Raw genomic sequence first — 12,661 nt, forward strand, 5'->3', positions numbered from 1 at the left:
TTCAGGTGTTCCGGTTGTTGTTGGCCGGGCCGGCGGGCGTCAGCGCGATGGTGCGCCGCGTGTCCGCAAGACCCAGGATGAGGATGACGAGGATCGGCACCGTGAAGAGCAGCACCGAGATGTAGACGAGCCAGAGGGCGGCGAGCCGCCAGGGCTTGCCGCGCGTCCGGTAGTGCAGGCTCGCGAAGCCGGAAAGCACGAAGCCGGCCCCGAATGTGCCGCAGACGAGCGCGCCGATGATCGCCGGCACGCCGCCGAGGAAGGCGAGGACGAGGCCGGCGAGGAAGAAGAAGATGCCGTTGCGGTGCATGCGCAGCGAGGCCGGCATGTCCTCGCGCGGCCGCAGGCCCTTGCCCGAGACGCGCACGATGAAGGTCGCAAGATAGTAGGCCGCGAACAGCAGGAACACCCAGAGCGCGCCCTGCACCAGCGGCAGCGCCAGCGCGAAGACGGACTTCAGCTGGGCGACCGCCGCGGCATCCGGATTGTAGAGCGGTTCCTGCGCCTTCAGCGCCTCGACGACGATGTCGACGAGCTGGCTCGCCATGGCGCTGTCGTAGCCGACGATAGCGCCGACCGCGATCATGCCGAGCGTCACCATGACGGCGAGGTGGGCGAGGATGTTGGAGAGCGGATACCAGGCGAGCGCGTCGTCCGGGCCGCCGAGCTCGGCGGCGGGGCGGGCGAGGTTGGCGAGGTGGCTGAGCCAGCCCGCCGGGACGAGCGTGATGATGACGATCAGAAGCGCGAAATGTGAGGAGACCGTGAGGGCGGCGGTGACGGCGGCGGCGGCGATGGCGACGACGGCGCTGGCATTGCCCCAGCCGAGGCCGGCGATCAGGATCGGCAGCGCCGACGCCGCGTAGAGCACGATGGCGAACGACGACTGCGCATTCGCGCTCAGCGACAGCAGAGCGGCGGTCACTCCGGCGACGAGGCCGGTCGCAATCGATGTCGGCGTTAGCGTCTTCACGTCTCGCTGTCCTGTCCGGTCAGACAGTTAGAGGAGTTTCCCGGGAAAAGGATTCGGGAACGGCTCCCCAACATGGGGTTTGTCGGTTCCGATCCGCGCCCATCGCGGAAGGGAGGCGGGAAGGCGGCCTGCGCCGTCTTCCCCTTGAGTCGGGACCCGCGGGCCTGACGTCGAGTCATGCCGCAGGGTCATTCCCCGGAGTCATGCCGCCGGGAAAGCCGCCTTTACGCGACGACGTAGGGCAGCAGGCCGAGGAAGCGGGCGCGCTTGATCGCCTTGGCGAGCTCGCGCTGCTTCTTCTGGGAAACGGCCGTGATGCGGGAGGGCACGATCTTGCCGCGCTCGGAAATGTAGCGCGACAGCAGGCGCACGTCCTTGTAGTCGATCTTCGGGGCGTTGGCGCCGGAGAACGGGCAGGTCTTGCGGCGGCGGTGGAACGGACGGCGGGCCGGAGCGGAAGAAATATCAGCCATTGTCTTTGTCTCCTTCTGCTTCGATTACGCGCGGTCTTCGCGCGGCGGGCGCTGGTCGCCGTCGCGGCGCGGGCCGCGGTCGCCGTCGCGGCGCGGGCCACGGTCGCCGAAGTCGCGGCGCGGGCCGCGGTCGTCGCCGTCGCGGCGCGGACGGTCGTCGCGGTCGCGCTTCTGCATCATCGCGGACGGGCCTTCTTCATGGGCCTCGACGGCGATGGTCATGTAGCGCAGGATGTCTTCGTTGATGCGCATCTGACGTTCCATCTCCTGCACGGCGGCGGCCGGAGCGTCGATGTCCATCAGCGCGTAATGCGCCTTGCGGTTCTTCTTGATGCGGTAGGTCAGGGACTTGAGGCCCCAGTTCTCGACCCGGCCGACCTTGCCGCCGTTCGCTTCGATGACGCCCTTGTACTGTTCGACGAGAGCGTCCACCTGCTGGGCGGACACGTCCTGGCGTGCCAGGAAGACATGTTCGTAGAGAGCCATGTGGCTTTGCCTTTCTTGCGTTTGATCCTACACCCGAAACCGGCGCCAAGCCTCAACGACAGTTCTCAAGGGCGGCAAAGCCCGAAGCAAGAAAGCGTATCATCAGACGGTCGAGAGCGGAGACACGGGAGGCTGGAGCCCTCGGCCCCGATCGGCGTTCCCCTGCGGGAAGCGCCGGCCCTCCGTTCAGCCACCAGCCGGAGACCCGGGTGTTTTGAACAGCGCGCTTATACGGATTTTTCGCGCCAATGCAAGGGGCGGGGAACCGGAAGGCTCCACACGCGTTGTCCTGCCGGAAGCTAACGTGCAATCAGATGGGAGTGCAAGACATGCCAGACTATACGCCTGACAACCGTCCGCCGGAAGAACGCGGCCCGACCGTCGTCCACAGCCGCAGCACCGGAACCGGCGGCTGGGCCGTTGCCGTGATCGTCGCGGTGCTGGTCGCCGTCGGCGCGATCTACTTCGCCACCAGCGGCCCGTCCGACGGCATCGACCCGAACGCCAACACCTCGTCGATCGGCACGCAGGACACGGCGCCGGCCGGTGGCGGCACGACGGATGTCCAGCCCACCACGCCGGGCGGCACCGCCGACGACGGCGCGGCAGGCACCCAGCAGCCGCTCCAGACGCAGCCCGAGGGCGGCGCGCAGTAATCGCGGCAATGACGCAGAAAGACGGCCCTGGACGATCATCCGCGGCCGTCTTTCGTCGTTAAAGCCGCCGCAGGCTGCGCAGCGTCAATCCCGGCCCGGCGCCGAACGCGTCGGGCCGTGCCATGTCCGCATCGGCCGCGAGGAAGGTGAACGTCGTCCCGTCGAGCGTGTAGATGGCGGGAAGCGGCTTGCCGGCATCCGCGCCCGTCGCATCGGTCCAGGTGATGGACTTCGGCACGGTGGAGGCGTCGAGAACGAAGCGTCCCTCGAGGATCGGCGCCGCGCCCGGCACGGCGACGCGGAAGGCCTGTCCCCGGATGGTCAGGATCGCGCCCGGCGCCGAATGCTCGTCCGGCGCGTCGGCGACGCCGTTTTCCTCGAAGCGGACCTGCATCCATTCGCCCTGCAGCATGCGCAGGTCGCGTGCGGTGCTGTTTTCGGCGGGCTCCTCCATGCCGTCAGATCGGCGCCGGATAGAGCCGGTGGATGCGGCGGATGCCGTTCGTCACCTCCTGCGGGAGCGTCACGCCCGCGGCGGCGATGTCGGTCTTCAGCTGCGCCATCGTCGTCGCGCCGATGATGACCGACGTCATGAACGGGCGCGCGAGGCAGAAGGCGAGCGCCATCTGCGCCGGGTCGAGCCCGTGCTCGGCCGCAAGGTCGACATAGGCGCGCACGGCCGGTTCCTGGTGCGGCTGGTAGCGGCCGCCGAGGTCGTGGTTCCTCGTCAGCCGCGAGCCCTCGGGCCGGGCGCCGTCGAGGTACTTGCCGGTGAGCAGCCCGGCGGCGAGCGGCGAATAGGCGAGCAGGCCCACGTCCTCCTGGTGCGACAGCTCGGCCATGTCGAGGTCGTGGCTGCGGTAGAGCAGGTTGTATTCGTTCTGCACCGAGGCCATGCGCGGCAGGCCCCTGGCCTCGGCGTGCTTCAGGAACTGCATCGTGCCCCAGGCCGTCTCGTTGGAGAGGCCGACGGCGCGCACCTTGCCCGCCTTGACGAGCTCGTCCAGCGCCTCCAGCAGCTCGACTATGTCGTCGACCGCCTTCTGCCGGTCGTTGCGCGAGGGCGTGTAGCCCCAGGCGCCGCGGAAATGATAGTGCTCGCGGTTCGGCCAGTGGAGCTGGTAGAGGTCGAGATAGTCGGTCCGAAGCCGCGCCAGGCTGTCGTCGATCGCCTTGAACATGCCCGCGCGGCCCGCCGGCGCGCCGCCGCGGATGTAGGAGCGGCCGGGGCCCGCGACCTTGGAGGCGAGGACCACCCGGTCGCGGTTGCCGCGGGCGGCGAGCCACGAGCCGATGAAGCGTTCCGTATCGCCGTAGGTCTCGGCGGACGGCGGCGTGGTCGGGTAGAGTTCGGCGGTATCGATGAAGTTGACGCCCTGGTCGAGCGCGTAGTCGAGCTGTTCGTGCGCCTCGTGCTCGCTGTTCTGCGAGCCCCAGGTCATCGTGCCGAGGCAGATTTCCGACACGCGGATGCCGGTCCGGCCGAGCGGATTGTATTTCATGGACGGGAATTTCCTTTTGACAAGAGCGGCGCGAATGTAGGCCGCTCGCCGGGAAGTGCAAGACGGCACGGCCGGGCCGGCGGCGATTCCCTGTGCACGGCGCCGGATTCGCCGCGCCGTCGCCACGCGCTGCGGCCGGCACGCCTTGACTCCGGCGGAGGGAATGTGAATGGAAAAGGAAAACGAGAAACGGGAGAAACCCTCAAGATGAGCGTTGCATTCACCTTTCCGGGCCAGGGCAGCCAGGCCGTCGGCATGGGCAAGGACCTCGCAGAGGCCTTTTCCGAGGCGCGCGCCGTTTTCGCGGAGGTCGACGAGGCGCTCGGCGAGACGCTCTCCGCCGTGATGTTCGAGGGGCCGGAGGAGACGCTGACGCTGACGGCGAACGCCCAGCCGGCGCTGATGGCGGTCTCGATCGCCGTCATGCGCGTCCTGGAAGCGCGCGGCCTGTCGCTGAAGGACAGGGTCTCCCACGTCGCCGGCCACTCGCTCGGCGAATATTCGGCGCTCTGTGCCGCCGGCACCTTCTCGCTTGCCGACACCGCGCGGCTCCTGCGCATCCGCGGCAACGCCATGCAGTCGGCCGTGCCGGTGGGCGAGGGCGCGATGGCCGCGATCATCGGCCTCGACGAGGCCGAGGTGGAGGCGGTCTGCCGCGAGGCGTCGACGGGCGGAAGCTGTCAGGTGGCCAACGACAACGGCGGCGGCCAGCTCGTCATCTCCGGCTCGAAGCCGGCGGTGGAGATCGCCGCGAGGCTCGCCACCGACCGGGGCGCCAAGCGCGCGCTGATGCTCTCCGTCTCCGCGCCTTTCCATTCCGCCCTGATGGGCCCGGCCGCCGACGCCATGCGCGAGGCGCTCGCGGGCGTCGCCGCCAGGGCGCCGGCCGTTCCGCTTGTCGCCAACGTGCGCGCCGCCCCCGTCAGCGATCCCGACGAGATCGTCCGCCTGCTCGTCGAGCAGGTCACCGGCCGGGTGCGCTGGCGCGAGACGGTCGAGTGGTTCGCGGCAAACGACGTGACGACCCTTTACGAGATCGGCTCCGGCAAGGTGCTGACGGGGCTTGCCCGCCGCATCGACAAGTCCGTCACCGGCATCGCGGTGGGGACGGCGGTGGATATCGACAATGCGCTTTCCGTGCTGATTTGAGGGCGAATAGCGAATAGCGAATAGCGAATAGCGAATAGAAACGGGCGCTGCATTCCTTCTTTCTTTCTCCATTCGCTACTCCCTATTCGCTACTCGCCATAGTGAGAGGAACCAACCCCATGTTCGATCTTTCCGGCCGCAAGGCCCTCGTTACCGGCGCATCCGGCGGCATCGGCGAGGAGATCGCCCGCGTGCTGCATGCCCAGGGCGCCGTCGTCGGCCTGCACGGCACGCGCGTCGAGAAGCTGGAGGCGCTGGCGGGCGAGCTCGGCGAGCGCGTCCACATCTTCCCGGCCAACCTCTCCGACCGCGCCGAGGTGAAGGCGCTCGGCGAGAAGGCCGAGGCCGATCTCGGCGGCGTCGACATCCTCGTCAACAATGCCGGCATCACCAAGGACGGCCTGTTCGTGCGCATGAGCGATGAGGACTGGGACGCCGTGCTGGAGGTCAACCTCACCGCCGTCTTCCGGCTGACGCGCGAGCTCACCCACCCGATGATGCGCCGCCGCTACGGCCGCATCGTCAACATCACCTCCGTCGTCGGCGTCACCGGCAATCCGGGCCAGGCCAACTACTGCGCCTCCAAGGCCGGCATGATCGGCTTCACCAAGTCGCTCGCCCAGGAGATCGCCACGCGCAACGTCACCGTCAACTGCGTGGCGCCCGGCTTCATCGAGAGTGCGATGACCGGCAAGCTCAACGACAAGCAGAAGGAGGCGATCATGGGGGCGATCCCGATGAAGCGCATGGGCACCGGCGCGGAAGTCGCCTCGGCCGTGGCCTATCTCGCCTCCTCGGAAGCCGCCTACATGACGGGCCAGACGCTGCACGTCAACGGCGGCATGGCGATGATCTGAACGGGCGGAAAGGCTTGGTCCGAAAGGCTGAAATAGCATGTTGACCACCGGCTTGCCGGCCATTTTCGGACTTTGCGGCAGGCCTAAACCGTGTTAATCGGGCCATGACTGCCAGCAGTCGGCCGAGATAATGTCCGCGTGATCGGGGGTCAGGGAACCGCATCGCCGATGCCGCATTGCCGGTTGTAAAGGGATTGCCGGACGTGCCTTGCGGCATGTCGGGTAGCGTTGAGTGTCCGGCGCCCGTGAAACGGCGCCGATCAAAAACAAAGGTCGAGGAATCCGACATGAGCGATATCGCAGAACGCGTAAAGAAAATTGTCATTGATCATCTGGGCGTTGACGCCGAAAAGGTCAGCGAAGGCGCGAGCTTCATCGATGATCTTGGCGCGGACTCGCTCGACACCGTCGAACTGGTCATGGCCTTCGAGGAAGAGTTCGGCGTCGAGATTCCGGACGATGCGGCCGACTCGATCCTGACCGTCGGCGACGCCGTCAAGTTCATCGAGAAGGCCCAGGCCTGATCGACCGACATCCGGCGGGCCGCCGCAGGCGGCCCGTCCCGGTCTCCGTCCGGGGAGGCCGCACCACCTCGTTCAGAGGGAAGAGATAACAGAACAACAAGGGTGGATCACGGACGATGAGGCGTGTCGTTATCACGGGTACCGGCATGGTATCTCCGCTGGGCTGTGGTACCGAGGTGACCTGGGCCCGGCTTCTCGACGGCCGGAGCGGTGCGGTAAGGGTGACCGGCTTCGAGGTCGACGATCTTCCCGCACGCATCGCCTGCATGATCCCGACCGGCGACGGTTCCGACGGCACCTTCGATCCCGACCAGTGGCTCGAGCAGAAGGAGCAGCGCAAGGTCGACCCCTTCATCATCTACGCGATCGCCGCCGCCGACATGGCGCTCGAGGATGCCGGCTGGCATCCGAAGACCGACGCGGACCAGATCGCCACCGGCGTCCTGATCGGCTCGGGCATCGGCGGGCTGGAGGGCATCGTCGAGGCCGGCTACACGCTGCGCGACAAGGGCCCGCGCCGCATTTCGCCCTTCTTCATCCCCGGCCGCCTGATCAACCTCGCCTCGGGCCACGTCTCCATCCGCCACAAGCTGCGCGGGCCGAACCATTCGGTCGTCACCGCCTGCTCGACCGGCGCGCACGCCATCGGCGACGCGAGCCGCCTGATCGCGCTCGGCGACGCCGACGTCATGGTGGCCGGCGGCACGGAATCGCCGATCTGCCGCATGTCGCTCGCCGGATTTTCCGCCTGCAAGGCGCTGTCGACGGCGCGCAACGACGACCCGACCGCCGCCTCGCGCCCCTACGACCGCGACCGCGACGGCTTCGTCATGGGCGAGGGCGCCGGCATCGTCGTGCTGGAGGAGCTGGAGCACGCCAGGGCGCGCGGCGCGAAGATCTACGCCGAGGTGGTCGGCTACGGCCTGTCCGGCGACGCCTTCCACATCACCGCGCCCTCCGAGGACGGCGACGGCGCCTATCGCTGCATGACGATGGCGCTGAAGCGCGCCGGCATCTCGGCGGACGAGATCGACTACATCAACGCCCACGGCACCTCGACCATGGCCGACACGATCGAGCTCGGCGCCGTCGAGCGGCTGGTCGGCGATGCCGCGCCGCGCATCTCCATGTCGTCCACCAAGTCGGCGATCGGCCACCTGCTGGGTGCGGCCGGCGCCGTCGAGGCGATCTTCACCACGCTGGCGATCCGCGATAACATCGCCCCGCCGACGCTGAACCTCGACAATCCGGACGTGGAGACCGAGATCGACCTCGTGCCGCACAAGGCGCGCAAGCGGACGATCGACGTGGCCCTTTCCAACTCCTTCGGCTTCGGCGGAACGAACGCCTCCCTGGTCCTCAGGCGCTACGCCTGAGCCCGAAAGGTCGGCCGGTCCCCCATCCGGCGGGACGACAGGCTCGATCCTGCTTTTTGCCGTATTGCTCTGATGCAAGGACATCGAAGCAGTGACGGAGCAATTCCCGCGGAATGTGAGTGGTTTTGCGTTCGGAATTGCGTAAGAACAAGAATGGACACGAGGACAGCCTGTGAGCGACACGAACGAACCCGGCGAGACGCCGTTTGGCCGCGGCGAGACGGGCGGCAGGGGACCGATCATCCCGAAATCGGCCAATGAGGCGCTGCGCCCGGAGCGCGTGCCGCAGCCGCCGCGCCGCTCGCGCAAGGCGCGCAGCCAGGTCGTCATCTTCCTGAACTTCGTCATGACGGTGATCGTCTTTTCGACCATCGCCGCCGCCGGCATCTTCTACTACGGCGTCAAGAGCTTCCAGGAGCCGGGGCCGCTCGCCGCCAACACCAACTTCATCGTGCGCGGCGGCGCCGGCCTCAACGAGATCGCCGCCAACCTGGAGCGCAACGACATCATCACCGACAGCCGCGTCTTCCGCGTGCTGACGCGCGTCTATCTCGACGGCGAGACGCTGAAGGCCGGCGAGTACGAGATCAAGGCCGGCAGTTCCATGCACGACATCATGGAACTGCTGAAGTCCGGCAAGTCGATCCTCTACAGCGTCTCCGTCCCCGAGGGGCTGACGGTCAAGCAGGTCTTCAAGCGGCTCGCCGACGACCCGGTGCTGGAAGGCGACCTGCCGGAGGAGCTGCCGGTGGAGGGCTCGCTGATGCCCGACACCTACAAGTTCTCGCGCGGCACCAAGCGCGCCGACATCCTCCAGCAGATGCTCGCCGCGCAGAAGACGCTGATCGACCAGATCTGGGAGAAGCGCGACGACGACCTGCCGATCGCCACGCGCGAGGAGTTCGTCACGCTCGCCTCGATCGTCGAGAAGGAGACCGGCCGGGCCGACGAGCGGCCGCGCGTCGCCTCGGTCTTCCTCAACCGGCTGGAGAAGGGCATGCGGCTCCAGTCCGACCCGACCATCGTCTACGGCATCTTCGGCGGCGACGGAAAGCCGGCCGACCGGCCGATCTTCCAGTCCGACCTCGAAAAAGAGACGCCCTACAACACCTACATCATCAAGGGCCTGCCGCCGACGCCGATCGCCAATCCGGGCCGCGCGGCGCTGGAGGCCGTCGCCAATCCCTCGCGCACCGCCGACCTCTATTTCGTCGCCGACGGCACGGGCGGCCACGCCTTCGCCGAGACGCTGGACGAGCACAACCAGAACGTCCGCCGCTGGCGCAAGCTGGAGGCCGAGAAGGCGAAGCTCGAAGAGGAAAAGGTGCAGTCGCAATAGCGGGCGGCGGGAGCGATGCGCGCGATCCCGCGCTTTGATGTGGATCGCCGCGCTTTGTCCGCGCCGGGCCGTTTCCAACCCCGTGAAACTGCTGCACTTTGAACGGCGCGTTCGCGCGGAGGCCGGGGGGCCGCGCGCGGATGCCGATGGAGGGGAGAGATGGCACTGCAATCGATGACCGGCTTCGCGCGGGTCGAGGGCACCAGCGGGCGCACGCGCTGGGCCTGGGAGCTGCGCTCGGTCAACGGCAAGGGGCTGGACCTCCGCCTGCGCCTGCCGCCCGGCTTCGAGGCGCTGGAGACGGACGTGCGCCGGCTCGCCGGCGAGACCTTCTCCCGCGGCAACATGCAGGTGGGGCTCACCGTCGCCGTCAGCGAGCCGCAGATCGAGGCGGTGGTGAACGAGGGGGCGCTTGCGGCCGTCCTTGCGCTGCGCGACCGGCTCGCCGGCATCGTCGACCCGGCGTCGCCGCGGCTCGACACGCTTCTTTCGGTGCGCGGCATCGTCGACTTCCGCGAGGCGGAGGAAAGCGAGGCGGAGCGCGGGGCGCGCGACCGCGACATCCGCGCGGGCCTCGAGAAGGCGCTGGCGCGGCTTGCCGGGATGCGCCGCGGCGAGGGCGAGGCGCTCGCCGGCGTGCTGCTCGGCCAGGTCGAGCGCATCGAGCGACTGACGGCGCAGGTCGAGGCCGATCCGTCCCGCAGCGTCGCGGCGATCGCCGAGAGGCTTGCCGGACAGGTGGCCGCACTCCTGCAGGGAGCGACGGCGCTCGACCGCGACCGGCTGCACCAGGAGGCAGCACTCCTTGCCACCAAGGCGGATCTGCGCGAGGAGGTCGACCGGCTGAAGGCGCATGTGGTGGCGGCGCGCGAGCTCATCGCCGGGGGCGGGCCGGTCGGGCGCAAGCTCGACTTCCTCGCCCAGGAATTCAACAGGGAATCGAACACTATCTGTTCCAAGTCCAACGCCGCGGCGGTCACCGCCGCCGGCATCGAGCTGAAGGTCGTCATCGACCAGTTCCGGGAACAGGTCCAGAATCTGGAGTAGGGCATGGCCGAGGGGTCGAAACACATCCAAATCGAGCGGCGCGGGCTGATGCTCGTCATCTCCTCGCCCTCGGGGGCGGGCAAGTCGACCATCGCCCGCAACCTGCTGGAGGCCGATCCCGGCCTCAGCCTCTCCGTCAGCGTGACGACGCGCCAGCGCCGCCCGAGCGAGATCGCCGGCCGCCACTACCATTTCATCAACCAGCGCGAGTTCGAGCGGCTGCGCGACAGCGACGCCCTGCTCGAATGGGCCGAGGTGCACGGCAATTTCTACGGCACGCCGCGCGAGCCGGTGGAGGAGGCGATGGCGGCGGGCCGCGACATGCTGTTCGACATCGACTGGCAGGGCGCCCAGCAATTGCAGGAGAAGATGCCGGCCGACGTCGTGTCGATCTTCATCCTGCCGCCGTCGATGACCGAGCTGCAGTCGCGCCTGCACCGGCGCGCGGAGGACACGGAGGCGGTGATCGCCACGCGGCTCGCCAATTCCCGCGCCGAGATCGAGCACTGGCGCGAATACGACTACGTCATCCTCAACGACGACCTCGACGTCGCCTTCGATGCGGTGCAGAGCATCGTCAAGGCCGAGCGCCTGCGCCGCGACCGCCGCCACGGCCTGTTCGACTTCGTGACGAAGCTGGTGACGGAGACGCCGGCCCTTTCCTCCTGACCTCCGGTCTCAGGGGATGAGGAACAGCGGCGTCAGGTAGCCCGCGGCCTGCGCGGCCTCCAGCCCCTCGAAGAGCGGCAGCAGCGCGATGAGGAACAGGCTGTCGAAGAAGGTCGTGGCGAGCGCGGCCGGCGAGAAGGTGACTTCGGCCGGGCCGCAATAGAGGCGCGGATCGGGAACCAGCATCGGCGTACGCGCGGCGTAGCCGTCATAGGCCTCGCCGAACAGGCCATGCAGATAGGCCGCCTCGCGCCGGGCGGTATAGAGGAAGACGCCGCAGCAGACGGCGGCGAGGGCGAAGGCGAGAAGCAGCGAGCCGAACATCAGGCCGATGCCGAAGATCCCCGTCAGCGAGAAGAAGTAGAGCGGGTTGCGGGTCATGGAATAGGGGCCTGTCGTCACCAGCGCGCGGTTCTTCTGCGTGCCGATATAGAGGATGCTCCACAGCCGGCCGCCGATGGCGACGAAGACGAAGCCCAGGCCGGTGATCTCCAGGAACTCGTGCAGGCTCGTCTCGTACCCGATCGCCGGCCTCGACGAGACGGCGACCGCGAGGAACAGGAGGGCGAGCAGCCAGAGCGCGACGATGCGTTTCTTCTGGTTGAAGGCGGTGACGAGCAAGGCGGCCATGGCGATGTCCCGGAATGGAGGGTTTCTCCGCACCTGCGCGCCGACTGTGGCTTATTCGTGGAGCGGCGCGGCGCCGGCCGGCGTCAGAGCGCGTTCGCGAGCCTGACGAATTCCTCCACGCTCAGCGTCTCCGCCCGCCGCTGCGGATCGATGCCGGCGCGGGAAAGCAGCGCCTCGCCGCCGAGCGGCTTCAGGCTCTGGCGCAGCATCTTCCGGCGCTGGCCGAAGGCGGCCTGGGTGACGCGCTCGAGCGTGCGGCTATCGCAGGAAAGCGGCTCGGCGACGGGCTCGAGATGGACGACGGTCGACGTCACTTTCGGCGGCGGGGTGAAGGCCTGCGGCGGCACGTCGAAGGCGAGCCGCGCGCGCGTGCGCCAGCCCGCGAGCACGCCGAGGCGGCCGTAATGGTCGTCGTTCTCCTGCGCCACGATGCGCAGGCCCACCTCGCGCTGGAACATCAGCGTCAGCGAATCCCAGAAGGGCGGCCACCGCTTCGGCAGAAGCCAGTCGACGAGAAGCTGCGTGCCGACATTGTAGGGCAGGTTGGCGATGATGCGCACCGGCTCGCCGGGGGCGAGCGCCTCGAAGTCGGTCTTCAGCGCGTCGCCCTCGATCACCGTCAGCCGGCCGGGGTAATGCTCGGAAATCTCGGCGAGCGCCGGCAGGCAGCGCGCGTCGCGCTCGATGGCGATCACGCGCTTCGCGCCGAGCGCGAGGATCGCCCGCGTCAGCCCGCCCGGGCCGGGGCCGACCTCGATCACCGTGTGGCTGGCGATGTCGCCGGCGGTGCGGGCGATCTTCTGCGTCAGGTTGAGGTCGAGCAGGAAATTCTGGCCGAGCGCCTTCCTCGCGTCGAGCCCGTGGCGGGCGATCACCTCGCGCAGCGGCGGCAGCCCGTCGAGCGCCGCCATCACGCGGCCCTACCAATGAAATGCGTTTCGACATCTGCCTTTCGGGCACTGTGTTTATGGCCGAGGATG

The 12,661-nt window shown here is 68.3% G+C and carries 15 protein-coding genes; 8 read left to right on the plus strand and 7 right to left on the minus strand.

The annotated features are described in order from the left end of the window. Position 1: 1 nt before the first annotated feature. The 3 genes from NNZ72_RS19080 to rpsF all read right to left on the minus strand — a co-directional run bounded on the left by NNZ72_RS19080 (position 2) and on the right by rpsF (position 1,932). Complete coding sequence (locus tag NNZ72_RS19080; protein ID WP_257317118.1) at positions 2-973, minus strand: DUF2232 domain-containing protein; 972 nt, start codon at positions 971-973, stop codon at positions 2-4. Between the two features lie 224 nt (positions 974-1,197). Then, a complete protein-coding gene (rpsR, locus tag NNZ72_RS19085; protein ID WP_097139135.1) occupies positions 1,198-1,446 on the minus strand; it encodes a 30S ribosomal protein S18 in 249 nt (82 codons plus the stop codon). Between the two features lie 24 nt (positions 1,447-1,470). Then, entirely contained in the window at positions 1,471-1,932 is a 462-nt protein-coding gene (gene rpsF, locus NNZ72_RS19090) for a 30S ribosomal protein S6 (protein ID WP_257317119.1), read from the minus strand. Between the two features lie 329 nt (positions 1,933-2,261). Between rpsF and NNZ72_RS19095 the strand changes: the two genes are divergently transcribed. Then, positions 2,262-2,588: a hypothetical protein gene (locus NNZ72_RS19095; protein ID WP_257317120.1), complete on the plus strand. Its 327-nt coding sequence runs from the start codon at positions 2,262-2,264 to the stop codon at positions 2,586-2,588. Positions 2,589-2,646: 58 nt separating this feature from the next. Here NNZ72_RS19095 and NNZ72_RS19100 read toward each other — a convergent pair whose 3' ends face one another. Beyond that, positions 2,647-3,042, minus strand: a complete 396-nt coding sequence (locus NNZ72_RS19100; RefSeq protein WP_257317121.1) for a TIGR03067 domain-containing protein — start codon at positions 3,040-3,042, stop codon at positions 2,647-2,649. A 4-nt stretch (positions 3,043-3,046) separates the two neighbouring features. Next, on the minus strand, positions 3,047-4,090 hold the full coding sequence (locus NNZ72_RS19105; protein ID WP_257317122.1) for an aldo/keto reductase: 1,044 nt from the start codon (positions 4,088-4,090) through the stop codon (positions 3,047-3,049). Between the two features lie 207 nt (positions 4,091-4,297). On the opposite strand from NNZ72_RS19105, the gene fabD reads away from it, so the two are divergent. From fabD to gmk, 7 genes are all read left to right on the plus strand, one after another. Beyond that, positions 4,298-5,239 carry an ACP S-malonyltransferase gene (fabD, locus tag NNZ72_RS19110; protein WP_257317123.1) on the plus strand — a complete coding sequence of 314 codons (942 nt, stop codon included), beginning with the start codon at positions 4,298-4,300 and terminating at the stop codon, positions 5,237-5,239. A gap of 119 nt (positions 5,240-5,358) precedes the next feature. Continuing rightward, positions 5,359-6,096 (plus strand): 3-oxoacyl-[acyl-carrier-protein] reductase, encoded by a 738-nt coding sequence (gene fabG, locus NNZ72_RS19115; RefSeq protein WP_257317124.1) that lies wholly within the window; start codon positions 5,359-5,361, stop codon positions 6,094-6,096. A 287-nt stretch (positions 6,097-6,383) separates the two neighbouring features. Then, the gene (locus tag NNZ72_RS19120; protein WP_003531676.1) at positions 6,384-6,620 is read left to right on the plus strand and encodes an acyl carrier protein; all 237 of its coding nucleotides are present in this window, start codon (positions 6,384-6,386) and stop codon (positions 6,618-6,620) included. Positions 6,621-6,736: 116 nt separating this feature from the next. Next, the gene (gene fabF / locus NNZ72_RS19125; protein WP_257317127.1) at positions 6,737-7,996 is read left to right on the plus strand and encodes a beta-ketoacyl-ACP synthase II; all 1,260 of its coding nucleotides are present in this window, start codon (positions 6,737-6,739) and stop codon (positions 7,994-7,996) included. Between the two features lie 172 nt (positions 7,997-8,168). Continuing rightward, positions 8,169-9,335: an endolytic transglycosylase MltG gene (gene mltG / locus NNZ72_RS19130; protein ID WP_257317128.1), complete on the plus strand. Its 1,167-nt coding sequence runs from the start codon at positions 8,169-8,171 to the stop codon at positions 9,333-9,335. A 159-nt stretch (positions 9,336-9,494) separates the two neighbouring features. After that, complete coding sequence (locus NNZ72_RS19135) at positions 9,495-10,382, plus strand: YicC/YloC family endoribonuclease (protein WP_257317129.1); 888 nt, start codon at positions 9,495-9,497, stop codon at positions 10,380-10,382. Between the two features lie 3 nt (positions 10,383-10,385). Then, positions 10,386-11,051: a guanylate kinase gene (gene gmk / locus NNZ72_RS19140; protein WP_257317131.1), complete on the plus strand. Its 666-nt coding sequence runs from the start codon at positions 10,386-10,388 to the stop codon at positions 11,049-11,051. 9 nt (positions 11,052-11,060) lie between these two features. Here the strand turns inward: gmk and NNZ72_RS19145 are convergent, their stop codons facing one another. Then, positions 11,061-11,681 carry a methyltransferase family protein gene (locus NNZ72_RS19145; protein ID WP_257317132.1) on the minus strand — a complete coding sequence of 207 codons (621 nt, stop codon included), beginning with the start codon at positions 11,679-11,681 and terminating at the stop codon, positions 11,061-11,063. An 83-nt stretch (positions 11,682-11,764) separates the two neighbouring features. After that, complete coding sequence (rsmA, locus tag NNZ72_RS19150; RefSeq protein ID WP_257317134.1) at positions 11,765-12,592, minus strand: 16S rRNA (adenine(1518)-N(6)/adenine(1519)-N(6))-dimethyltransferase RsmA; 828 nt, start codon at positions 12,590-12,592, stop codon at positions 11,765-11,767. Positions 12,593-12,661 lie beyond the last annotated feature (69 nt).

This window comes from Shinella pollutisoli, from assembly GCF_024609765.1.
In the GTDB taxonomy this organism is placed as follows: domain Bacteria; phylum Pseudomonadota; class Alphaproteobacteria; order Rhizobiales; family Rhizobiaceae; genus Shinella; species Shinella pollutisoli.

Bases quoted from the DNA above. Each gene is read 5' to 3' on its own strand.
- rpsR (WP_097139135.1), bottom strand. From the start codon at position 1,446: ATGGCTGATATTTCTTCCGCTCCGGCCCGCCGTCCGTTCCACCGCCGC.
- rpsF (WP_257317119.1), bottom strand. From the start codon at position 1,932: ATGGCTCTCTACGAACATGTCTTCCTGGCACGCCAGGACGTGTCCGCC.
- NNZ72_RS19095 (WP_257317120.1), top strand. From the start codon at position 2,262: ATGCCAGACTATACGCCTGACAACCGTCCGCCGGAAGAACGCGGCCCG.
- NNZ72_RS19100 (WP_257317121.1), bottom strand. From the start codon at position 3,042: ATGGAGGAGCCCGCCGAAAACAGCACCGCACGCGACCTGCGCATGCTG.
- NNZ72_RS19105 (WP_257317122.1), bottom strand. From the start codon at position 4,090: ATGAAATACAATCCGCTCGGCCGGACCGGCATCCGCGTGTCGGAAATC.
- fabD (WP_257317123.1), top strand. From the start codon at position 4,298: ATGAGCGTTGCATTCACCTTTCCGGGCCAGGGCAGCCAGGCCGTCGGC.
- fabG (WP_257317124.1), top strand. From the start codon at position 5,359: ATGTTCGATCTTTCCGGCCGCAAGGCCCTCGTTACCGGCGCATCCGGC.
- NNZ72_RS19120 (WP_003531676.1), top strand. From the start codon at position 6,384: ATGAGCGATATCGCAGAACGCGTAAAGAAAATTGTCATTGATCATCTG.
- fabF (WP_257317127.1), top strand. From the start codon at position 6,737: ATGAGGCGTGTCGTTATCACGGGTACCGGCATGGTATCTCCGCTGGGC.
- NNZ72_RS19135 (WP_257317129.1), top strand. From the start codon at position 9,495: ATGGCACTGCAATCGATGACCGGCTTCGCGCGGGTCGAGGGCACCAGC.
- gmk (WP_257317131.1), top strand. From the start codon at position 10,386: ATGGCCGAGGGGTCGAAACACATCCAAATCGAGCGGCGCGGGCTGATG.
- NNZ72_RS19145 (WP_257317132.1), bottom strand. From the start codon at position 11,681: ATGGCCGCCTTGCTCGTCACCGCCTTCAACCAGAAGAAACGCATCGTC.
- rsmA (WP_257317134.1), bottom strand. From the start codon at position 12,592: ATGGCGGCGCTCGACGGGCTGCCGCCGCTGCGCGAGGTGATCGCCCGC.